The sequence below is a fragment of the Roseobacter sp. genome (genome assembly GCF_045106495.1).
Lineage (GTDB): Bacteria > Pseudomonadota > Alphaproteobacteria > Rhodobacterales > Rhodobacteraceae > Roseobacter.
In genome coordinates, this window is the sequence record NZ_JBGCEQ010000010.1 from 105,241 (window position 1) to 126,996 (window position 21,756).

24 protein-coding genes are annotated in these 21,756 nt (G+C 55.8%); 6 read left to right on the forward strand and 18 right to left on the reverse strand.

Annotated features, from left to right (window positions below):
- The first annotated feature begins 44 nt into the window (after positions 1 to 44).
- Positions 45 to 701 carry a GntR family transcriptional regulator gene (locus tag AB8B75_RS07540; protein WP_405361115.1) on the forward strand — a complete coding sequence of 219 codons (657 nt, stop codon included), beginning with the start codon at positions 45 to 47 and terminating at the stop codon, positions 699 to 701.
- 2 nt (positions 702 to 703) lie between these two features.
- Here the strand turns inward: AB8B75_RS07540 and AB8B75_RS07545 are convergent, their stop codons facing one another.
- The 8 genes from AB8B75_RS07545 to AB8B75_RS07580 all read right to left on the reverse strand — a co-directional run bounded on the left by AB8B75_RS07545 (position 704) and on the right by AB8B75_RS07580 (position 7,705).
- Entirely contained in the window at positions 704 to 829 is a 126-nt protein-coding gene (locus AB8B75_RS07545; RefSeq protein ID WP_405361117.1) for a hypothetical protein, read from the reverse strand.
- On the reverse strand, positions 826 to 2,010 hold the full coding sequence (locus AB8B75_RS07550; RefSeq protein ID WP_405361119.1) for a formate dehydrogenase subunit gamma: 1,185 nt from the start codon (positions 2,008 to 2,010) through the stop codon (positions 826 to 828). The genes AB8B75_RS07545 and AB8B75_RS07550 overlap by 4 nt, the downstream gene beginning before the upstream one ends.
- A gap of 82 nt (positions 2,011 to 2,092) precedes the next feature.
- A complete protein-coding gene (gene fdh3B, locus AB8B75_RS07555) occupies positions 2,093 to 2,689 on the reverse strand; it encodes a formate dehydrogenase FDH3 subunit beta (RefSeq protein ID WP_405361121.1) in 597 nt (198 codons plus the stop codon).
- A 14-nt stretch (positions 2,690 to 2,703) separates the two neighbouring features.
- The gene (locus tag AB8B75_RS07560) at positions 2,704 to 5,601 is read right to left on the reverse strand and encodes a formate dehydrogenase subunit alpha (RefSeq protein WP_405361123.1); all 2,898 of its coding nucleotides are present in this window, start codon (positions 5,599 to 5,601) and stop codon (positions 2,704 to 2,706) included.
- A gap of 79 nt (positions 5,602 to 5,680) precedes the next feature.
- Complete coding sequence (locus AB8B75_RS07565) at positions 5,681 to 5,872, reverse strand: ubiquinol-cytochrome c reductase iron-sulfur subunit N-terminal domain-containing protein (protein WP_405361125.1); 192 nt, start codon at positions 5,870 to 5,872, stop codon at positions 5,681 to 5,683.
- Between the two features lie 53 nt (positions 5,873 to 5,925).
- The gene (locus AB8B75_RS07570; RefSeq protein WP_405361127.1) at positions 5,926 to 6,534 is read right to left on the reverse strand and encodes a molecular chaperone; all 609 of its coding nucleotides are present in this window, start codon (positions 6,532 to 6,534) and stop codon (positions 5,926 to 5,928) included.
- Positions 6,531 to 7,133, reverse strand: coding sequence for a DUF3306 domain-containing protein (locus tag AB8B75_RS07575; protein WP_405361129.1), 603 nt, complete (start codon positions 7,131 to 7,133; stop codon positions 6,531 to 6,533). Before AB8B75_RS07575 ends, AB8B75_RS07570 begins: the two co-directional genes overlap by 4 nt.
- Entirely contained in the window at positions 7,130 to 7,705 is a 576-nt protein-coding gene (locus AB8B75_RS07580; RefSeq protein ID WP_405361131.1) for a DUF3305 domain-containing protein, read from the reverse strand. The genes AB8B75_RS07575 and AB8B75_RS07580 overlap by 4 nt, the downstream gene beginning before the upstream one ends.
- Positions 7,706 to 8,031: 326 nt before the next feature.
- Here AB8B75_RS07580 and AB8B75_RS07585 point away from each other — a divergent pair, with 326 nt between their 5' ends.
- Positions 8,032 to 9,987, forward strand: coding sequence for a 4Fe-4S binding protein (locus AB8B75_RS07585; protein ID WP_405361132.1), 1,956 nt, complete (start codon positions 8,032 to 8,034; stop codon positions 9,985 to 9,987).
- Here the strand turns inward: AB8B75_RS07585 and AB8B75_RS07590 are convergent.
- Positions 9,981 to 10,718: a c-type cytochrome gene (locus AB8B75_RS07590; protein WP_405361133.1), complete on the reverse strand. Its 738-nt coding sequence runs from the start codon at positions 10,716 to 10,718 to the stop codon at positions 9,981 to 9,983. The genes AB8B75_RS07585 and AB8B75_RS07590 overlap by 7 nt on opposite strands.
- Before the next feature lie 99 nt (positions 10,719 to 10,817).
- On the opposite strand from AB8B75_RS07590, the gene AB8B75_RS07595 reads away from it, so the two are divergent.
- Genes AB8B75_RS07595 through AB8B75_RS07610 form a run of 4 tightly spaced genes read left to right on the forward strand, consistent with a single transcriptional unit; the run spans position 10,818 to position 13,288 of the window.
- Positions 10,818 to 11,018: a DUF6494 family protein gene (locus AB8B75_RS07595; protein ID WP_405361135.1), complete on the forward strand. Its 201-nt coding sequence runs from the start codon at positions 10,818 to 10,820 to the stop codon at positions 11,016 to 11,018.
- A 7-nt stretch (positions 11,019 to 11,025) separates the two neighbouring features.
- Positions 11,026 to 12,096: an Mrp/NBP35 family ATP-binding protein gene (locus tag AB8B75_RS07600; protein WP_405361137.1), complete on the forward strand. Its 1,071-nt coding sequence runs from the start codon at positions 11,026 to 11,028 to the stop codon at positions 12,094 to 12,096.
- Complete coding sequence (locus tag AB8B75_RS07605; protein WP_405361139.1) at positions 12,093 to 12,797, forward strand: DUF4444 domain-containing protein; 705 nt, start codon at positions 12,093 to 12,095, stop codon at positions 12,795 to 12,797. The genes AB8B75_RS07600 and AB8B75_RS07605 overlap by 4 nt, the downstream gene beginning before the upstream one ends.
- Positions 12,794 to 13,288: a DUF6505 family protein gene (locus AB8B75_RS07610; protein WP_405361140.1), complete on the forward strand. Its 495-nt coding sequence runs from the start codon at positions 12,794 to 12,796 to the stop codon at positions 13,286 to 13,288. Before AB8B75_RS07605 ends, AB8B75_RS07610 begins: the two co-directional genes overlap by 4 nt.
- Positions 13,289 to 13,290: 2 nt before the next feature.
- On the opposite strand, the gene AB8B75_RS07615 is transcribed toward AB8B75_RS07610, so the two are convergent.
- The 9 genes from AB8B75_RS07615 to AB8B75_RS07655 all read right to left on the reverse strand — a co-directional run bounded on the left by AB8B75_RS07615 (position 13,291) and on the right by AB8B75_RS07655 (position 21,642).
- A complete protein-coding gene (locus AB8B75_RS07615; protein ID WP_405361141.1) occupies positions 13,291 to 14,097 on the reverse strand; it encodes a substrate-binding domain-containing protein in 807 nt (268 codons plus the stop codon).
- The gene (locus AB8B75_RS07620) at positions 14,094 to 14,810 is read right to left on the reverse strand and encodes an ATP-binding cassette domain-containing protein (RefSeq protein ID WP_405361142.1); all 717 of its coding nucleotides are present in this window, start codon (positions 14,808 to 14,810) and stop codon (positions 14,094 to 14,096) included. Before AB8B75_RS07620 ends, AB8B75_RS07615 begins: the two co-directional genes overlap by 4 nt.
- A complete protein-coding gene (locus AB8B75_RS07625) occupies positions 14,804 to 15,508 on the reverse strand; it encodes an ABC transporter permease (RefSeq protein WP_405361143.1) in 705 nt (234 codons plus the stop codon). Before AB8B75_RS07625 ends, AB8B75_RS07620 begins: the two co-directional genes overlap by 7 nt.
- Positions 15,509 to 15,588: 80 nt before the next feature.
- On the reverse strand, positions 15,589 to 17,568 hold the full coding sequence (locus tag AB8B75_RS07630; protein ID WP_405361144.1) for a thiamine pyrophosphate-dependent enzyme: 1,980 nt from the start codon (positions 17,566 to 17,568) through the stop codon (positions 15,589 to 15,591).
- Positions 17,561 to 17,845, reverse strand: coding sequence for a hypothetical protein (locus tag AB8B75_RS07635; protein ID WP_405361146.1), 285 nt, complete (start codon positions 17,843 to 17,845; stop codon positions 17,561 to 17,563). Before AB8B75_RS07635 ends, AB8B75_RS07630 begins: the two co-directional genes overlap by 8 nt.
- Positions 17,842 to 18,603, reverse strand: a complete 762-nt coding sequence (locus AB8B75_RS07640) for a hypothetical protein (RefSeq protein WP_405361148.1) — start codon at positions 18,601 to 18,603, stop codon at positions 17,842 to 17,844. Before AB8B75_RS07640 ends, AB8B75_RS07635 begins: the two co-directional genes overlap by 4 nt.
- Positions 18,600 to 19,661: a Rieske 2Fe-2S domain-containing protein gene (locus AB8B75_RS07645; RefSeq protein ID WP_405361149.1), complete on the reverse strand. Its 1,062-nt coding sequence runs from the start codon at positions 19,659 to 19,661 to the stop codon at positions 18,600 to 18,602. Before AB8B75_RS07645 ends, AB8B75_RS07640 begins: the two co-directional genes overlap by 4 nt.
- Positions 19,658 to 20,035, reverse strand: a complete 378-nt coding sequence (locus AB8B75_RS07650) for a hypothetical protein (protein WP_405361150.1) — start codon at positions 20,033 to 20,035, stop codon at positions 19,658 to 19,660. The genes AB8B75_RS07645 and AB8B75_RS07650 overlap by 4 nt, the downstream gene beginning before the upstream one ends.
- Positions 20,032 to 21,642 carry a glutamate synthase-related protein gene (locus tag AB8B75_RS07655; RefSeq protein ID WP_405361152.1) on the reverse strand — a complete coding sequence of 537 codons (1,611 nt, stop codon included), beginning with the start codon at positions 21,640 to 21,642 and terminating at the stop codon, positions 20,032 to 20,034. The genes AB8B75_RS07650 and AB8B75_RS07655 overlap by 4 nt, the downstream gene beginning before the upstream one ends.
- Positions 21,643 to 21,756: the final 114 nt, after the last annotated feature.

Below are 21,756 nucleotides of genomic sequence, written 5' to 3' on the forward strand. Positions count from 1 at the left end.
ATAATGTCATTGTTGCGTGCAAAAGGAATGCCTATGTTATGCTCATGGAAACAAGACACGCCGACAGGATTGCCGACGCTTTGGAAGAGCTGGTTTTTACCGGCCAGTTCAACGATGGCGACCGACTTGATGAGATCAGGTTGTCAAAGCAGTTTGGCGTATCGCGCACCCCGATCCGCGAAGCGTTGCAACGACTTGTAGCCTCCGGCATCGCCGAGCAACTTCCGAGGCGCGGTGTGTTTGTAAGACAGCCCGGTCCAATTGAGTTGATGGAAATGTTCGAGACCATGTCCGAGATCGAAGGTGTTTGCGGACGCTTGGCGGCGTTGCGGATCTCGGACCAAGCGCTGCACGATCTGGACAGTGCAAATGTTCTGTGTCGTGCAGCCGTAACGTCCAATGATACCGATGCCTACTACCTGGAAAACGAGCGCTTTCATCACACCATCTATGCTCAATCCGGCAATAGCTACCTGGCCGGTCAAGCCGTGCGTCTGCATCGAAGGCTCAAACCGTTCCGGCGTCTTCAGTTACGCCTGCGCGGTCGTATGGCGCAATCCATGCAGGAACACGAAGACATCGTTTTTGCTTTGCGCGCCGGCGATCAAACCCAAGCAGAAAAAGCGCTGCGCGATCACGTTGGTATTCAAGGTGAAAAGTTCCGTCATCTCATGAACGAACTCAGAACCGCCGCACAGTAGCGTTAGTCGAGCCGGACGGCTGCTCCGGATCCTTGGTCAGCGGCCGAAAACCCGGCCTCTTTAAGGGCGAAACTTGCGCTGATCGAAATGACGATCATGGCGAGACATGCCAGAGCTATTTCTTTCATGTGGAGCTTGCCTTGGATTTTGCTTCTTCAACTTCTGCAGTCCAGATGCTGTGGTGTTCCCGCGCCCATTGCAATTCCACCTCGCCTTTGCCCATGGCGTCATAGGCACCCTCCATACCCACAGAACCGATGTAGATATGTGCAATCACAATCGCCATAAGAACAAAACTGACGATGGCGTGCCAAAGTTGCGCATATTGCATTTCTTCATGTGGCGTGAGGGCCGTATTCAGCTCTCCTAAACCGACCAGCTGCGGCAGGCCGACTGCATTGAGTTTTTCAAAAGTCGCAGCGAACATGGGAAGCTCGAAGGGAAAGAGCAAAGACAGTCCAGATGCGGCGATAGACCCGCCGAGCACGATAACCGACCAAAAGATCAGTTTTTGGCCAGCGTTGAACTTTTTCGCAGGCGGATGACCACCGCCAAAAATACCGCCGCCTGTGAGTATCCAGTTGATATCCGTACGGTCCGGCAGATTGTGGACCACCCAGAAAACGAAGACCAGAACCAGCGCCAGAATGAAAGCCCAGGAAACATTGTTATGCACCCACTTGGACGCTACCGCGACAATGGCAAATGCCTCGTGACCAAAGAGCGGAATGAACAGCTTGCGCCCGGCCAGTGTGATTAAACCGGTGATGCCTAACAGAATAAAGGACCCGGCCAAAAGCCAATGGGCGAACCTTTCCGCAGACTTGAAGCGCAGAATGGTGCGGCCTGTCTTTTCGCCATCGATCCTGATCTTACCTCGGATCAGGTAAAAAAGCGCCAATAGCACAATCATGCCGCCAAGTAACCACGACCCGTAAGTCAGCAGAGGACCTTCACGAAAGATCAGCCAACGCATGCCACCATCCTGGATCAGCACATCTGCCGCTGGACCGCGCACTTGCGTGGTAATCGCCGCAGAATTGAACCGATAGGCTCGCCAGAGGTCGGGATCCGAAGCCCCCCCGAGCGTACCAAGTTGGTCCGTGGTTGGCTTAGCTTTTGCCGGATTACCGGTTACGTCACTGCGGAAACTGTTGTCCAGCTTCAGTCCTTCTTGACGTTTCATGATATCTTCGAGCGTTTGCGCCCCGCCAGTCGCGCTACGGTCCGCCGGCGCAGCTTCTTCTTGCGCATGAACCGGCAGCGAAAGGACCAAAGTGAACACCAAAAGACATAGAATACGGAGCATGGGCATTTCCAACCTGGCTGAGACGTTCAGGGCGGCCCGATTGAGCCGCCCCGGAGTTAAAATCTTGTCAAAGAGCAGCGTATCAACCGCCCTTTTGATCGTAGGCAGTCCCCCACCCCCAGGCACCAGATCCGAAGCCACGTGCCACAACGCGCTCACGATAGATGTTTGCGACAATGTCACCATCGCCAGCCAGCAGTGCCTTTGTCGCGCACATCTCCGCGCAGATCGGCAACTTGCCTTCTGCAATGCGGTTGCGACCGTATTTAGCGAATTCGGCAGTGGAGTTGTTTTCTTCGGGGCCACCGGCACAGAAGGTACATTTGTCCATCTTGCCACGCGATCCGAAATTGCCCGCTTGAGGGAATTGCGGAGCGCCGAAGGGACAAGCGTAGAAACAGTATCCGCAACCAATACAGAGGTCCTTGGAGTGCAGAACGACACCCTCTTCATTCTGATAGAAGCAATCCACCGGACACACGGCCATACACGGCGCGTCGGAACAGTGCATGCATGCCACGGAAATCGACCGTTCCCCGGGTGAGCCATCATTTATGGTGACGACCTTCCGGCGGTTGATGCCCCATGGCACTTCGTGTTCATTTTTCCAGGCTGTTACGCAGGCGTTGCATTCGATGCAGCGTTCGGCGTCGACGAGAAATTTTGCTCTAGCGGCCATTGTTCATACTCCCCTTATGCTGCCCAGATTTTGCAAAGAGTGGCTTTTGTCTCTTGCATCTGCGTTACGCTGTCATAGCCATAGGTCTGTGCTGTGTTGGTACTTTCACCCAACACATATGGGTCGGCGCCTGCGGGGTATTTATCCCTCAAATCAACACCTTCCATGTGCCCGCCAAAGTGGAACGGCATGAAGGCCACACCGCTTTCAACCCGCTCGGTAACCATGGCCATCACCTTGACCTTGCCCCCTTCCGGACCTTCGACCCAAACCTGTTCGCCATCCCGAATACCAAGGTTGTTGGCATCGCGGGTGTTCACTTCGACAAACATATCTTGCTGCAACTCAGCGAGCCATGGATTCGAGCGTGTCTCATCACCCCCGCCTTCATATTCGACAAGACGGCCAGAGGTCAGCACCATCGGATATTCCTCCGAAAAATCCTGATCCTGAATCGACTTGTACATCGTCGGCAGACGCCAGAACTTCTTGTCCTCATAGGTCGGGTAGTCGGCCACGAGGTCACGACGGTTGGTGTAAAGCGGCTCGCGGTGTATCGGCACCGGATCTGGGAATGTCCAGACAACCGCGCGGGCTTTGGCGTTGCCGAAAGGCGAACAGCCATGTTTGATCGCGACCCGTTGGATCCCGCCGGAAAGATCAGTTTTCCAGTTGGTCTTTGGCCCTGCGACAGCATCGATCGCTGCGCGTTCATCTGCTGTCAGATCGCCGTCCCATCCCAAGTCCATGAGCATTTGCATGGTAAATTCAGGGTATCCGTCCTGAATTTCAGCACCCGGGTTTGAAACACCTTCCGCCAGCAGATTATCCCCATCCCTTTCGACGCCAAAGCGGGCTCGGAAAGACAGGCCGCCCTCCGCGACTGGAACCGACATATCGTATAGATTTGGCGTGCCGGGGTGATTCATCTCAGGCGTGCCCCAGCTTGGCCAAGGCAGGCCGTAGAAGTCACCATCTGCTGGTCCACCGACCGCCCTCAGAGACGTGCGGTCAAAGGTATGCTGGTTGGCCATGTGCAACTTTAGGCGCTCAGGCGATTGACCGGTGTACCCGATTGTCCACATACCGCGGTTGAACTCTCGCGTGATGTCTTCAATAACAGGCTCTTCGCCATCCATGGCGATGTTGCGGAACAGTTTGTCGTGAAAGTCAAACTTCTTGGCAAACATCGAAATGATTGTGTGGTCAGGCAGCGATTCAAAAAGCGGCTCAACCACCTTGTCCCGCCACTGCAAAGACCGGTTCGACGCGGTCACGGACCCACGTGTTTCGAACTGAGTACAAGCTGGCAAAAGATACACGCCATCCTGCCGGTCCTGCAACACGGCGGTGACCGTTGGATACGGGTCCACCACGACCAACATGTCCAATTTCTCCATCGCCGTCTTCATTTCTTTCTGACGGGTCTGAGAGTTTGGTGCGTGGCCCCAAAGCACCATAGCGCGGGTATTGTCGGGCTGGTCGATGTTCTCCTTGTCTTCCAGAACGCCATCAATCCAGCGAGACACCGGGATACCGGTTTCGTTCATCATCATGCGATCGGTACCGTCTTTGCCAGCGCCCTCCATGACAGAGAAACGGCCTTGCAACCATTCCAGGTCTTCTTCCCAGACCCGCGCCCAATGAGCCCAAGACCCAGGTTTCAGGCCATAGTAACCCGGCAGCGTATTCGCCAGGACGCCAAGGTCCGTTGCGCCTTGCACGTTGTCGTGACCGCGGAAGATGTTGGTACCGCCGCCTGCCGTACCCATATTGCCAAGAGCCAGCTGCAGGACACAATACGCACGCGTATTGTTATTGCCGTTTGTGTGCTGCGTGCCACCCATGCACCAGATAACCGTGCCGGGGCGATTATTGGCCAATGTCCGTGCCACCCGCTTGAGCTGGCTGCCCGGCGCACCGGTCACCCGCTCAACTTCTTCCGGAGTCCACTTTGCAACCTCGGCTTTGATCTGATCCATACCCCAGACACGGGTACGGATGAACTCTTTGTCTTCCCACTCGTTCTCGAAAATGTGGTAGAGGATGCCCCACACCAGTGCCACGTCCGTACCAGGCCGGAACCGTACATATTCATCAGCATGTGCTGCTGTGCGCGTGAACCGAGGATCACACACAATGAAAGGCGCGTTGTTTTGCTCTTTCGCTTTGAGCATGTGCAGTAGCGACACAGGATGCGCTTCGGCAGGGTTGCCGCCAATCAAGAACATCGCTTTGGAATTGTGGATGTCATTGTAGCTGTTGGTCATGGCGCCGTAGCCCCATGTGTTTGCCACACCGGCCACTGTTGTCGAGTGACAAATCCGCGCCTGGTGATCGACGTTGTTGGTTCCCCAATAAGCGGCGAACTTGCGGAAAAGATAGGCCTGTTCGTTGTTCGACTTCGCCGAGCCCAGCCAATAGACAGAATCCGGTCCGCTTTCTTCACGGATTTTCATCATGCCGTCGCCGATCTCGTTGATCGCCTGCTCCCAGGAGATGCGCACCCATTCGCCATTTTCTTTTTTCATGGGGTATTTCAAGCGACGTTCGCCATGCGCATGTTCGCGTACCGCGGCACCTTTGGCACAATGTGCACCGAGGTTGAACGGGCTGTCCCAGCCAGGTTCCTGCCCTACCCAGACACCATTTGATACTTCGGCTATGACGGTACACCCAACAGAACAGTGTGTGCACACCGATTTGATGGTTTCAACCGCCCCACTCACAGCTGCCGCAGCCGAGGCCTGCGTCACAGAGCCACCTGTCGCCGAGATTGCCGCCAACCCGCCGATGGCGAGCCCTGATCCACGCAAGAACGCGCGGCGATCTACTGATTTCGAACCGACGTTGGTCAGGATGTTTGTGCTTCCCGCCCGATGTGAGACCCGATTGGTCTTTTTCCTTAGCATGGTTTCCTCCCTTGCTGCCCCATTCAGGTGGCTAGGTTATATAGTGTCGCTCAGCTCAAGCACTGAAGCGCGTATGGCCTCAAAAGCGCGTGCTGTCGAAGTATGCCCGTGTGTGTGCGGTGTCTTGCATCGTCTCCGCCGTTGGATCTACAGGAGAGGCTTCAGCAGAACTTGTCCCCGCCGCAACCACTACAACCGCAGCTGGCGCAGCTGTGCTTGCCAGTTTCAGAAAATCCCGACGACTTGTGTCGCCTTCAGACGTCTTTGCCATGTCTACTTCTCCCTTTCATCTGTGTCGGGCGGCGTCCCGCCCCTTGTGGCAGATCAGTCTGCCGTCATTCTGAATGCTTCTTTCTCGATCGCCATAAATTCGCGCCCTACGGCTCCCACTGATGCATAGAGTACCGACGTCTTCGCGGCCTCCAGATCAGCATAGAAATGCGTGGCCCAGGGCGCGACATGATTGTTGAAGAACGTGCGCTGCTGATCCAGACTGACAGGCGCGCCGAAGCGACCAACGATCATACTGCCCATCATTTCCATCAGCGATGCCATACTGTCCTCTGGCTCGAATACGTTGTCTGCCCGGGTCATTTGCAATGAGACCATGTCCCTGCGCAGATTGGCCAGAGGTTTTTCGTTTAGGAACCCTGTCAGGTAGTAACTGGCATAGGGCAGCAATTCACCACGCCCGAGTCCAATAAAGAGAGCGTTGAACTCACGCTCTGCCGATTTGGGTTTTGTTGCCTTTGCCACTCGGGCCAGACCGTTTATTGCCTCACCGATCGGGCTTTGATCTCCAGCTAGGGCGCTTGTTTGCTCCAAGAGCACCTGGTCCGCTGGACGCGCCAACAACAAGCCCAGGTAGTTGTAGAGATCCGCGCGCAAGCGGTCTTCGGCGGAAACGTCAAGGGATTGCGCGGCTGCAGTCATGCCTGCGCCTCCTCAAACCGAAACCGCATCCTTTGCGGCGCGACAGCTATTTCAACCGCTTCGCCTGCTTCAACCAGTGGCTTTTCCAGCGGCGCACTTTCTGCAACTGATGGCTCGGTCATATCTTCTTCAACGGCTTCCCGATCTTCGACTTCTTGGTTTTCGGCCTCGTCAACCGCATGCTCTGCGGCATCTTGTTGGCGCGCTACTTCTTCAAGATGTGCCATCATGCCCTTGCCCACCTTATAGGCTGTTTTGATCGGTTCCGCCAGCAGCATCGCCGCGCGATAGTCGTCGTCGTATTCGTTTAGTCCATCAACGCATGCCAAAACCGGATTGCTGCGCCAGAGCTTGCGCAATGCCTTGTTTTTTAAATGTTCAGGTACTTCCTTGGCCAAAAACGCCGTGAAATCATCGCCCGCTTCCATCCCATCTGGATCGGGCAGACCCAATTCCTGCAAAATTTCTGCGTCGTCTTTGCTTGGCTGCGCTTCTGCGCGTTTAGCCGCGACGTCAGCCAAATCCACGCGGGCCTCCGCCTCTGCTTCGGCTTGCACTGCGGCTCGGCGGCGCGCCCAGAATGATTGCGGATTGGTCACTCGGCACCCTCCCGCGTCATTGTCGTCGGGGCCCGGTACACATCAGACGCTTGCGAAATGCGAGCATCACCGACACCATTGTCTTTGCGATCAATACGCAACTTGTCGCGACGGCGCTTTACGAATTCTTCCTCGACGTGATGCTCCGCAACAAATGCTGCCACCCACTCCAGAACAGATGTCGGCATCGACACGCGCTCAACTGTCTCTTCGCCACTGTCGCAGTAATCCTGCGCCTCGTAAGGCGAAGCCGTGACTTTCAGAATGTCCAAGGGCGCATCATCATCCGCGTCTTCCGCATCCCGCATGACAACATAGATAGAAGGCTGTTGCGATTGAAGCTCATGTACGTAGGCTTCGGTGTCCGACACATACAGTGTCAAATCAACTGTTGAGGCGTGGTATTCTGAGACATCACCATCCTGGCGCAAAAGTTTCCAGGATGCTTGTGGAGCGCCCGGCAGAACAGAGGTCGCAGTCCACACCCATTTGGCCCAAGCTGTAACACCAGGCGACTGGCGCAAAACCACACCAAGCTTCACACTTTGTGAATTCGGATAGACGACTCCCAAGGTTGCTCCCCAACACGCACTGACTGTTTGATTACCTTACCAAATCATCCTCAGTATCCTAGAAAAATGTGTGCCGTAGCATGCATAAACTCTCGCGATCCAACCACCGGCATGTCTTGCATTGCGCCAAGGGCATGAAAAACCACGGGTTTGTCGATATTGCATATTCCGTTGTACCATAAAAAAACTGACGCAAAGACCCGAAAATGCTGCGCCGTGACCGCATGCAGGGTCGAATCCAGTTTACGCGCCGCTAAATACCTGAATAGCTATGGTTCGGCGCAGGCCAGCTGGGGTGCTGGAGCGAAACGCGCTTTGGGGGAAAAATGAGTAAATCAATTATTCTGTGCGATTGCTTGGGCAGCCAGTCGATTGATGCCGAAACGCTTTCTAGAGCAACAGGTCTGGAGTGTTCAAAAATGTTCACCCACGCATGCGGCGCACAAATTGAGCAGACGGCTGCTCTTATGGCCGAAGGCGACGTGCTGATGGCCTGTCAACAGGAAGCGCGATTGTTTGAAGAATTGGCCCAGGAAATCGGCGCACCAATCCCCGGGTTTGTTGATCTGCGCGACCGTGCCGGATGGAGCGATGACGCCACCAAAGCCGCGCCAAAAATGGCCGCCCTAGCAGCTGAAGCTAAGATCGGACGCCCGGCTGAACGCACGTTGGATGTGGTGTCGAATGGTGCTTGCCTGATTATAGGGTCCAGTGATGCTGCCCTTCAAGCTGCGCAAGATCTTGCCTCCGCACTCGCCGTTACGCTGCTGGTAGCAGAGCCGCACGACGTTATCCCGGGGCAACCCTTCGAAACAGTGAGTGGAAGGCTCAACCGCGCAAAGGGCTCTTTGGGTCAATTCAGCCTGCGCATCGATCGGTTCCAACAGATCGTAGCCGGAGGTAGGGGTGCGGCAACTTGGACACCGGCAAGGGATGCTGCTCTGACGGAATGCGATGTCATTCTGGATCTCAGTGGCGACAGTCCCTTGTTCCCGGCACCGGAAAAACGCGATGGATATCTTCGTGCGGATCCCGGCAGTTCTACCGCAGTTGCAAAGGTTATGCTTGAAGCCTCGACCATGATCGGGACCTTTGAAAAGCCACTTTTCGTCCGGCTTGAAGAATCGTTGTGTGCGCACTCCAGAGCGGAACAGCCCGCTTGTTCCAAATGCCTCGACATTTGCCCTACAAGCGCGATCACATCTGCGGGCGAGCATGTGACCCTTGATCCCATGATCTGTGCAGGCTGTGGCGCTTGCGCCGCACTCTGCCCCTCCAGCGCCATTACCTATGACGCACCACCGGTTGCTGACGTATTTGCGCGCTTAAACACGCTGGCCGGCACGTATCGAAAAGCAGGCGGGGAAGCGCCACGCTTGCTGGTACACGACGACACATTCGGATCGGAGCTGATCTCCTTGTCCGCCCGGTTTGGCCGTGGTCTCCCTGCGGAGGTTATTCCCCTATCGGTTTCTGCACTTGCCGGTTTTGGGCATGCGGAAATGCTGGCAGCTTTGGCCTGCGGGTTTGGCCAAGTCTCGATTGTGCTGGCGCCGCGTACGGAACGCCCGGCGCTGGAAAGCGAGACAGCTCTGGCCTGTGCGATTGCCGGGAGAGAAGCCGTACACCTGATCGATGTGGATGATCCCGATGGCTTGAGTGACGCGCTTTATGAGCGCGGGGAATTGGAAATCGTCGGCACACCGATTTTGCCACTTGGAACGCGCCGGCAAGTCACGCGACTGGCGGCTCAGGCACTGCGGCCCGAAACGCCTGTTATCGATCTTCCCGACGCCGCGCCTTACGGCGCTGTTCTGGTGGATCAGGACGCCTGCACGCTGTGTCTGTCTTGTGTCTCGCTGTGTCCTGCTGGCGCCCTTGGCGACAACCCGGACAAGCCACAATTGCGTTTTGAAGAAAACGCATGCCTGCAATGTGGGTTGTGCGCCAACATCTGCCCGGAAGATGCCATAACTCTGGCGCCACAACTTAACCTCACTGATGCGGCACTAACCCAGAAAGTCATGCATGAAGAAGAGCCCTTTCCCTGCGTGGAATGCGGTGCTCTTTTTGGATCGAAGTCCACGGTCGAACGCATCATGGAAAAACTGGCTGGCAAACATGCGATGTTTTCAAACCCGCAAACCGCACGGATGATCCAGATGTGCGACAATTGCCGTATCCAGGCGCAATATCACTCTGAAAACAATCCGTTTGCGGGTAAGCCGCGGCCGCAAGTGCGCACAACCGATGACTATCTGAGCAAGCGCAAGGATCACTGAGTTTGCAAAGGAGCCCCAAGATCAGCAGGCGCTATGATGGCGACATATGCAAGGATGGCATCAAGGTCGGCTTGCGTCATTTCCATCGGTACGATGGGTGGCGGCAGACTTGGATCAAACGGGTCGGTGATATCTTCGATTTGGGTAAAACTGGGATGCGGGTTGCGCAGATGGAAAGTTTGAAACCGATCATCCCAGTCTGTCAAACTGCGAAGAACAGCAAAAGAAGGTGTCGCACCCATTCCGTTCATGCGGTTCTTTTCATTGATCACATGGCACCGGCCACACATCGAAAGCGACAGAGTCTCTCCTTCTGCGACATCGCCGTCGAAATCGACAACCGGTACCGCAACAGCCGCCGCCACTTGCGTAGAGAACGGACTGCCGTCGGGCGCAATGAAGCTTTCAATGGTACGCTTGCCAATGTCCGAGCGCAGCCATGTCGCGAAACGTTCCGCGCGTGCGTCGCCTTCATGTTCAAACGACCACTGCTTACCCAATCCCACAAAGAGAGTTTGGCCCCCTTGCGTGAAGCGCATCTGGGCAGCTTCATCTTCCCCCACACGGGTGATGCGCACACCGGTTTTCAACACGAAACGCGGCACGACAAATTGGGCGAAACCCGATTGTTCCAAAACGTTTGGCACGGCAAGCCGCAAGTCTTCTTCGGCTGCCAAGGGGCGCAGAACGCCGATGAAAATCAAGGTCGCCAACAAGATCCGCACAAGCACTCCCCAATTCCGCCGGACAGAGGTTCAGCCTAGAACCAGCTCCGCGCCACCGTCAAGTTTTCAAAATGCACCGCCCAAAAGCGCCAAAAGGAACCCAATATGAGTGAAGATTTCAACATGTCGATGCGAAAATTTCTCAAGCAGGTCGGCGTCACCTCCCAGCAAGCCATTGAAGAGGCCATGCGTAACGCCGGTGACACGGACAACAAGACCTATACCGCGAAAGTCGTTCTGACCGTCGACGGGCTGGATCTGGAACATGTCGTGACTGGTGAGATCACCGGCCACCGGGACGGATAAGATACAAATGAGCCTGACTCGAGACGACGTTCTAAAGATCCTCAAGACGGTAACCGATCCGGTGACCGAAACCGATATCATGGCCGCTGGGTTGGTCAAAGCGCTGACTGTAAGCGACACAAGTGACGTGCGCTTTGTTATTGAGGTTCCGCCCTCGCAGGCGGCCCTCTATGCCGAGGTACAAGCCGCGGCGGAAACGGCTGTCAAGGCGCTTGATGGTGTAGGGACCGTATCCGTGGTCATGACCGCGCATAGCACCCCTTCCGCCCCGCCTAATCTGAAGCCGCAAAAGTCTTCCGCCCCTTCTGGACCGCAGAAAATCGCAGGCATCGACCGGATCCTGGCCATCGCTTCGGGAAAGGGCGGTGTCGGGAAATCGACCGTCGCGTCCAACATAGCCTGCGCTCTGGCAGCAGAAGGCCGCCGCGTCGGCTTGCTGGATGCGGACGTTTATGGCCCGTCGCAACCCCGCATGCTCGGTGTTTCGGGGCGACCCTCCTCTCCCGATGGCAAAACGATCCTTCCGATGCGCAATTTCGGCGTGACCATGATGTCCATTGGGTTGATGACAAATGACGATCAGGCCGTTGTCTGGCGCGGACCCATGTTGATGGGCGCACTGCAGCAAATGATGAATCAGGTGCAATGGGGCGCGCTGGACGTGCTGATTGTTGACCTGCCCCCAGGCACGGGCGATGTGCAAATGACATTGGCGCAAAAAGCCCATGTCGACGGCGCAATTATCGTCTCTACTCCGCAGGATGTCGCTTTACTGGATGCACGCAAAGGGATCGATATGTTCAATCAGTTGGGCACGCCGATCCTGGGCATGATTGAGAATATGTCGACTCACATCTGTTCCAAATGCGGCTACGAAGAGCATGTGTTCGGGCACGGAGGGGTTGCAACCGAAGCCGAAAAGCTGGGCGTACCATTGATGGCAGAAATCCCCTTGCATCTTGACATTCGGATTGCGGCGGATGGCGGTGCTCCGATTGTCGTATCAAAGCCCGACAGCGCGCAGGCAGAAGCCTTTCGGGATGTGGCACGGGCGCTCATTGCTGACGGAAAAGCATGAGCGGTCCGGGGTTTCCACCCCTTTTTCAAGGGCTTGCAACAGCTGGAGCTGATCCCTTCGATGTCGCGCGCAGCGAGGCTGATGCAGGGTGCGATGCCGGTCTGGTGGCGTATGACATCACGCTGGACCGCCTCCGCGCCGCCTTGGTCTTTGCCCCGGAAGTTTCCCTGCGCGACGCCATGATCATGCTACCCATTTGCGGGATAGGTTTTCAGAACGCACTGGGGGCCTTGGCGCCGCCCGAAGTTTCCGTGCATCTGGCGTGGCAAGGCGACATCCGAGTGAACGGTGCGGTCTGCGGTGCGCTCAAAGTGGCTGCTGCGCCACATGACGCGGACCGCGCTCCCAATTGGCTTGTCGTCGGGCTAACGCTCACACTTTGGTCTGACGCGGCTGACGCAGGCACAACCCCCGATCAAACAACCCTCTTTGACGAAGGGTGCAGCGAAGTTGACGCAACCCACCTTTTGGAAGCATGGGTGCGCCATACGCTTGTCTGGATTAATCGCTGGGAAGAGGATGGCGTCAAACCCGTTCATGACGAATGGACGGGGCTGGTACATGGTGTCTCACAGCAGATCGACATAGACGGCTCCAGCGGCACGTTTTTGGGTGTTGACGAAAACTTCGGTTTGCTGTTGCAGCAGGATGATCAGACACAGATCATGTCGATGATGCGAAATTTGACGGAGGTCTCATGAAACTGGCTCGGGCTATTCACTTTGACGATAGCGATACACGCGTTTTTCACAGCCCTGCGCGCACCGGCGAGTGGTGCATTTCAGGCGGTTTCGAGTTTTCCAATTGGTCCGAAGGGGATCTGGTTGGTAAGGCAAAACAGGCCTTCACCAACGGTTGGATGGGGTTGGAGACCTTTGGTCGCGTGAGCTTCGTCGCGGTAACACAGATCGAGGAAAACGAGCGCGATGGGATCGCCGCAACGCTCGCGCGGCATTTCGTGGAAATCTATGGCGCGCCCTCGGTCGAGTCCGCCATGGGAGTTGCCCTGGAAGAAATCAACCAGATGCTGGCGCTCTGCGACGATCAGGATTTCAATACTCTGCTGACCGTCACACGTGAATTGACCGAAGCCGGCGTGAAAGAGAGCTATCGGATGATTGAACCGCAGGATGCAGGCATTGAGCAATTTGCGATCCATGGGTCACTGGACGAAGAGCCGCATCAACACTAACCTCACTCCGACTTGGCGTTAAACGTAAACAGCGTCTCTCCATCGATCGTGTAATTATTGATCATATCTGCAGCGCGTGGGCTGGTTAGCCAGTTTTCGAGCAGCACGGCAAGATCATTGCGTACATGTGCGTGTTTTTCTGGGTTGACCGCCAGATACGCATATTGATTGAAGAGCGCCGGATCACCGGCATAAAGCAGCGACAAATTGGCCTTGTTACCAAAATTCAACCAACTCGCCCGGTCCGCCAGGATATAGGCATCCAGGCCTGCGGCAGTGTTCAGGCTCGCTCCCATGCCTGCGCCTACTTCATGATACCATGCACCAAAAAGCTCTGGGTCCAACTCCGCTGAGCGCCAGAGAGCGCGTTCCTTTTTGTAGGTGCCGCTGTCATCGCCTCGGCTGACAAAAGCCGGTTCAGCCGTACCGATCCGCCTTAAGGCATCTGCTGCCGATTGTGCACCACCTGCATCCGCAGGGTCGTCTTTAGGCCCAATTAGCACAAAATCATTGTACATGATTTCGCGTCGGTACGTGCCATAGCCTTCGATGACAAACTGCTCTTCCGCGGCACGCGAATGCACCAGAATAGCGTCTACATCCCCCGCCTTGCCCAGACGCAGCGCTTGCCCGGTTCCCACCACCAGCAATTGTACATCAAGATCAAGGTCCTGCTTGATGGTCGGCAACAGGACATCTGCAAGACCAGAGTTTTCAAAAGACGTCGTCACGGCCAGCTTGATCTCTTGCGCCAAAACGGCAGTGGACAAAATACTCGCCACAAAGAAGCTGATGATACGGGCGATCATATGATGATGTCTCCTCTGAAAAACGCCTGTAGCTCAGCGGTGCGCGGCGCTTTGAAAAACGGGTCCGCTGCGCCCGTTTCATGCACAACGCCGTGCAGCATGAATATAGCATCGCTCGCCAGCCGCCGCGCTTGACCCAGATCATGAGTTGTCATGATAATCTTAGTTTTTCCGCGCAAGGCATCGTGCAAAATAGTTTCGATTTCTCGTGTCGACGCGCCATCAAGATTTGCACAGGGTTCATCCAGAAACAACACATCCGGCTTGCGGATCAACGCACGCGCTAGCGCCAGTTTTTGTTTTTCTCCTCCCGATAATCGGGTGGCCTGAAGGCTGATACGGTCGGCAAGACCGATCCGGTTTGTCCATTTTTCAACCTGATCCTCAATTTGCGCGCGCGGGGCGCCGCTCAGTTTCAGCGGATACTTGAGATTGTCTGCCACGGTGCGCCTCAGCATGATCGGTGTCTGAAACACATAGGACTGACGGTGGCGCGCTTCAGCTTCAGGCACAGACCATGTCGTCACTCCTTTGCTGAGCCGTTCCACCCCGTGCATCACCCGCAACAAAGTAGTCTTGCCGCTGCCGTTGGGACCGATGATCATGGTCAGACCCTCTGGTTGAAGCGTCAAGTTGACTGGCCCCAAAAGACGTTTGCCACGTCGGTACACGGCAACGTCCGCCAGTGTCAGAGGCAGGATCGAACTCACCACCGTCCCTCCCGCTCCGTGCGCGACAACCAATGGATCGCGATGTTTATGCCAACGGCCAAAGCGATCAGCACAAATCCCAAGGCCAACGCCAATGCAAAATCTCCCTTGCCGGTTTCCAATGCGATGGCTGTGGTCAAAACGCGGGTGGCATTGTCGATGTTACCGCCCACAATCATGATGGCGCCGACCTCGCCAATGGCGCGCCCGAACCCGGCCAACGAGGCCGTCAAGAGGTTGCGCCGCCCGTCCCAGATCAGCGTCTTTATGCGTTGCCAGTTGGTGGTATTCAGCGAGATCAGCAAGTCATGGTATTCCGCCCAAAGCTCGCGCATCGCCTGATGGGTGATGGAAGCAATGAGCGGTGTAATGATCACGACCTGCGCGATGATCATCGCCGATGGGGTAAACAGTAGACCTAGGACGCCAAAGGGACCGGAACGTGACAACAGAATATAAACGATCAAGCCAACCACGACCGGTGGCAGCCCCATGAGCGCATTCAGCAAAGATATGGTTAGCCGCCGATAGCGAAACCTGCGGATCGCCAAAAAGGTCCCAAAGGGCAGCGCGATGACCGAGGAAATAACCAGCGCAGACAGGCTCACCTGCAGAGACCTCAGGCTGATGCTCATCAGATCAGGGTCCAGGCTCACCACCAGCCGGAACGCCGACACCAGACCTTCGTAGATATCGTTCATGTCTCAGGCCGGCTCATAAGCAATGCGTTCAAAACTAAGTTGCTTCGTCCTATGACATGCGCCGCAGCAGCGCAATGAGATCAGACCAGTTCGGCGTCGGTCATGATCTCGACCAAGGCGGGCCCCTTGTGGTTCAATGCCTCGGTGATCGCAGCTTCGACGTCTGCCGGATCTGTGACTTTGACGCCATGCCCCCCGCACAGCCGGGCAAAGGCCGCAAAGCCCGGGTTTTGCAGGTCCGTTTCCCAGACCGGCCATTCGCCTGAACGCTGTTCTTTGGAAATTTTACCGAGTTCGCCGTTGTGGAGAAGAATATGCGTAATATCCATCCCGTATTTGACCGCCGTGGTGAACTCCATGGGGTATTGTCCAAAGCCGCCGTCGCCCGAGATGGATACCACCTTGCAGCCTTTTAGGTCTGATTTGTCCTGCGTCGCGGCCCAAGCTCCCAAGGCTGCAGGCAAACCAAAGCCGATGGAGCCGAGATAGCCCGACATCAACACCCGTTGCGTTCCTTTTGTTTCCAGATAGCGTCCAAAGGAATAGGTGTTGTTTCCCACATCGACGGCAAAAATTGTGTTGTCCGGCACCAGCCGCCCCAAAGCCTCAAAAATTGCGAAGGAGTGGATGCCGCGACCTGCGTCTTCCTCTAGCCGATGTTGCTTTTCACGCCGCCAAATATCCCAACGGTCAACAAGTTCTGAAATCTGGTCTGCCCCATTCGGATTGATGCATTCGGCCTGGGAAATGGCCGTGCAGAACGCGCCAACATCGCCCCAGATCGGCAATTTCACTGGATGAAATTTTCCCAACTGCATGCGCTCGTGATCCACTTGAATGATGTCTTTGCTGCGCTCGATCCCTGTGTGATTGGAAAAACTGGTGCCCAAGGCAATGATCAGGTCGGCTTCATTCATGAACCAACTGGCTATGGGCGTGCCGGAGCGGCCCAATACACCGCCGGCGCAGCGATGACTGTCTGGCAGCAATCCTTTGGCTTTAAATGTAGTCAGCACTGGTGTTCCGAGTTTTTCCGCCAACGCAGCGATGTCGTGCCGCATCGGATAAGCTCCGTGGCCCACGACAATGATCGGCCGTTTGGCTGATTTGATCAGGGCAGCCGCTTTGTCAATCTCGCTTTGCGCAGGAAGAACAGGCGCTTGGGTCACCCGCCCTTCCGGTGCACCCGCCGCCTGATCCGAGGCATTGGTTTGGACATCGTCAGGAAAAATAAGATGCGCCACATCTTGTTCGACAATGGCAGTCTTGCAAGCAAGCGAAGCAAGCTCTGCATGGTTGGAACTACCGAGCACAGGTTGTGAAAAACGGGTGACCGCCTGAAAGGCTGACACCAGATCAATGTCCTGAAACGCCCCGGGACCCATAACTTGAGTTTGCACTTGGCCGGTCATTGCCAGAACCGGAGCGCGGTCCACTTTCGCATCCCAAAGTCCGGTCAACAGGTTCGTCGCCCCCGGCCCTGCGATTGTCAAACAAGCCGCTGGCGTACCTGTAAGTTTTCCATAGGCCGAAGCTGCAAAGGCCGCAGCCCCCTCGTGACGAATCCCAAAATACCGCATTCTTCCATCAACAACGGCCAACCTGATGGCATCGGACAATCCCAAGTTTGAATGCCCCACCATGCCAAAGACGGATTGCACACCCCAGTTGGCAATCGTTTCAACCATCACATCCGTGACGGTACGTACATGTGGCGGTTCGGCCGGAATACCTACAAATATATCACCGTCCCGTATGTCGATGGGATAGATGTCCTGCCCGCTGTCTTCGTGGCCACCGGGTGGTTTACCGGTCAGCGGATCGAAGTCCCAGCCGTGCCAGGGGCAGCGGATCCAGCATTTGCCGTCGATGCCCTTTTCGATGGAGCCCTCGCCAAGTGGCCCTCTTTGATGCGGGCAATGATTGTTCATGGCAGCCCATTGCCCATCAAAATGAACAAGGCAGATGGAAGTTGTCCGCGCCGTGACCGTTTTCACACGTCCTTCGGGCAGGTGATCGGTATGACCAACGCGGATCCAGTCGAGGGTTTCATCACTCATGGGGTTCTCCTGCATCGCGCGCGCTTGTGAAAAAATCGTATAATTTCTGGGCTATTGTCAAAATGCCAAAACATCCCAGTGCCCAGATCAGCAGTTCGAAAGGGGCGGCATTGGTTCCGCGGACCCATTGGCCCACAAGCCCGCCTTGAGGGCGCAAGGCTTCCCAGCCAAAGAGGCCCGGGCGTGGCCAAAGAGACAGGTACCAAAACCGCGAAAGGTAGAAAAAAATTGCGGCCAACAAGGCTACGACAAGGATCATAATGAGCCGACGCGTCATTCCAATAGCTCCATCGTATCCGGATCGAGCCGAAGAACCAGCAAATCGCCACGCCGCTCCACTTCTCCCTCAAGCGAGATGTATTGCGCCACGTAGTGATAAGCTTCTTGCGGCAGATGCCCGCCGTCTGGCCCGGTGATCAATAGAAATTCCGACCCCTCAACCGGATGTGTGGAGACAAAAACCGGCGGCACCCCTCCGATGAGACAGAGGTTGGCACAAGCTTTGTGTGCCAGCCCACGACCCGGTCGCATGGCGCCCGCGAGGCACTTGCCGTCACAGATTTCCCCGGCCAGTTTCCAACGTCCGAGCTGTTCGGTTTTGACCTCCGGGGCATCTCCTTCAACCGCGTCGAGCCCATTCTTGCCGCCTCGTAACTGCATCATATCCAGATCGCCACGTTCCAGTATGACACCCGAGACCTGTGCAAGTTGTCCCTCCAAAGGAATGGCCCGGCTTTCCACACTGGTCTTGCCGGTGCCAGCCAGCATAAGTGTGTGTCCTTTCTTGATCAGCTCATTGCCTTCGGTCACGCGCAGCAATGGATAGGGGGTCAGTTCTACAACGCCGGTGACAGTTTGCCGCCCATAATCAAAACGAAAGGCGCCCTCGCCCGGATTGTCTTGCGCCACGCCCAACGCCAAGCCGAACCCTGCAAGGCCGCTAACGAAAAGCACGCAAACCGCAAGTAAAAGACCGCGAAGATTCTTGGGCGTTGGCAAATAGCCCACAAAGAAGGGCTTGTTTTCATTGCTCATGGTGTAACCTCCCTGCCCGGCACAGGAACCGGCTCAACATAGGTGCCCGGCGCGTTTGCGCGCGTATCAACCATGACAGAGCTGCCTTCGATTTTCAGATTGTAGGTAGGGACCATTTCCGTGAACGGCGCGGGCGAGCGGCCGGACGCCACATCATATTGGAACCCATGCCAAGGGCAGGTGACCAGACAATCGATGATCTTGCCCTCGCCCAAGGGTCCATTTTGATGTGCACAGGCATTCGAGATGGCGCTGAGTTTGTCTGCGTTCAGATAAACGGCCACACGCTCGCCACTTGCCAAGAGTTTTATCTTGGCAAAACCGTCGGTCATTTCGGACAGATCACAGACAAGCACCCAATCCTGCGGATCCGCCTGGAGCGCGCGATCTGACCTGCGCTCGTGCAGAGCAGCCAAAAGGTGCAGCGCCCCGACCGCACCAGCCCCGCCCAAGAAAATTACGGTGAAAGCATGATTTTGTTGATCCTGTAGGATTCCGAACGACACATGCGCCACCACGGAAAGATAAGCAGGGTAAACAAGATAGTGGATACGCTTCCAAACCGGAGGGCTGAGAAATTTCATCCAGAAATCATGGCTTGTGGCCGCTAAGACAATCAGAACAACAAGTGCAAAGATGCCAAAGACTTCGAAGGGGAAGCCCGCCAATTGTCCATAGCTTGTATTGGCGAAAAGCAGTGCTTCGTATTTGTTCGAATTGGAAAAGGCAAAATACCAATCAATGATGTAACCTGCGTGAGTGATAGCAACAAAAACCGTCATCACGCCGAAATGGCGCCGATTGTAGAGCAATGGTAAAAACCGGGGATCCAGCCGGGCCAGCGGGCCAATACACAATATCACCGTGAGCATCACAAAGGCACAAGCGCCAAAGGCGCGGGCATTGTGCACCTGCGCGTTGATCGGGCGCTCATGGCTCAGAATACCGGGCGCTGCATAGAGAAACACGTAAAGAAACAACCCGACGCCCAAGAGCATCACCGCGTCATAGATGTATTTGTTGTTGTTCCACTGAACAGGAATGTATTTCACGCTCATTGGCTGACCTCCGCCGGTGCCGACAACAACAATGGGGCAATGTCGGCAGGCCAGACCTGGCGTAGACTTAGGCCTGTCAGGATGATTGCACAAATGCCTATGGGCAGGATCCACCCTACCGCGAAATGGGCCTTGCGCGGCGGATCGTAGCGGTTTTGCCAGTTTTCACTTTCGGTCTCGTAGAGGTACCAGCGCCAAAGCACCAGCGGCCAGATGACCAAAACACCTGGGATCAGGAGCGGACGAAAAATATAGGCGTCCCGGGCGTCTTCGTCGATCCGGTCCATGCCAATCGTTAGAAATACCGCGGCCACAACCGCACCAATGCTGCCCCAAATGCGCAACCCCATCAGGATCGCTTCGGCTTGATTCATGCGACGCCTCCGAATGTAACGCCGGAGATGGCCGACATGTCTTTTTTCCAGGTCGTCAGGTCGTCCTGGTTGAACTGCGACAGATGCGTATGTCCGCAGGCCCGCGCCATCACTTGCATCAACTCAACCGAGGCTTCAAAGAAATTCGCCAGCTGCCGCGCGGATTTATCAACCACAATGCGACTGACAAGATGCGGTTTTTGCGTCGCTATCCCAACAGGGCAATTGTTGGTATGGCAGGCGCGCATGGCCAGACAGCCAATCGCCTGCATCGCCGCATTTGAAACCGCAATCGCATCAGCACCCATAGCCATCGCCTTGATGAAGTCTGCGGGTTTGCGCAAGCCACCGGTGATCACTAACGATATGTCATCGCGCTCCAAACGGTCCAAATGCGCGCGAGCACGGGCCAGCGCTGGAATGGTCGGCACTGAAATGTTGTTGCGGAAAATGATCGGTGCCGCGCCGGTGCCTCCGCCACGCCCGTCCAGAATGATGTAATCAACACCAACTTGCAGCGCGGCATCTATGTCCCGTTCTATGTGTTGCGCGCTCAGCTTGTAGCCAATGGGAATACCGCCCGTCCGGTCACGCACTTCATCCGCGAAGTCCTTGATTTGCGCGGGATCCGCCCAGTCCGGGAAACGGGGTGGTGAAATGGCATCCTGGCCCTCTTTCAGCCCTCTCACATCGGCAATCTTGCCCTTGACCTTGGCACCGGGCAAATGCCCGCCTGTTCCGGTTTTGGCACCCTGCCCGCCTTTGAAATGGAACGCCTGAACTTTGTCCAGTTTGTCCCAGCTAAAGCCAAAGCGTGCAGATGCCAACTCATAGAAATAGCGCGAATTGGCTTCTTGCTCTTCCGGCAGCATGCCACCTTCGCCCGAACATATGCCGGTACCTGCCAATTCGGCCCCGCGCGCCAACGCCACCTTTGCAGGTTCCGACAAAGCACCAAAGGACATATCCGAGACAAAAAGGGGAATCTCCAATCGCAAGGGTTTTTGCGCATTCGGCCCAATAATGATTTCTGTTCCAACCGCGGCATCCTCCAGCAGCGGCGGCTTGGCAAGCTGCGCTGTGAGAAGTTGGATGTCATCCCAATCGGGCAGTTCCGCCCGCAACACACCCATGGCGTCTACACGCCCATGATGCCCGGTCTTGCTCAGACCATCCCGAGCATATTGCTGGATAAGACCGGTATAGGGTTCACCGGTATCACTATGGCTAGGGTCCGCATAAAGCCCCAGGTAAGCGTCTCGGTTGTAGGGTTGTGGGTTGTCATGGCCCCATTGATCAATCTCGTCGGCATCCACCATGAGCTGGTCGCCGTCGACCCATGACTTGAACTTGGGCAAGGCTTCCTCGTTGGCATAAGACGACACACCGCTGTCAAGTCGGTAATCCCAGTCGTGCACCCCGCAAATGAGATCTTTGCCGCGCACATGCCCATCTGACATTAACGCCCCGCGATGTAAGCACCTTCCATAGAAAACCGATATGTCATCATCAAATCGCACCACAACCAGATCGACCTCGCCCACGATCGCATACTGGGGGTCGCGATCCGGCAATGTGCTGATCGTCGCTATGGGTGTCGGTGTCATTTCATATTCCTTGTCTACCTGAATGAGGTGCCCTTTGACCGGGTATCATTGCTGGGTGGATTACATCAACTTGCGACAGGTCGCTGGCACAAGCCAAATCACTTTTTTCTGTAC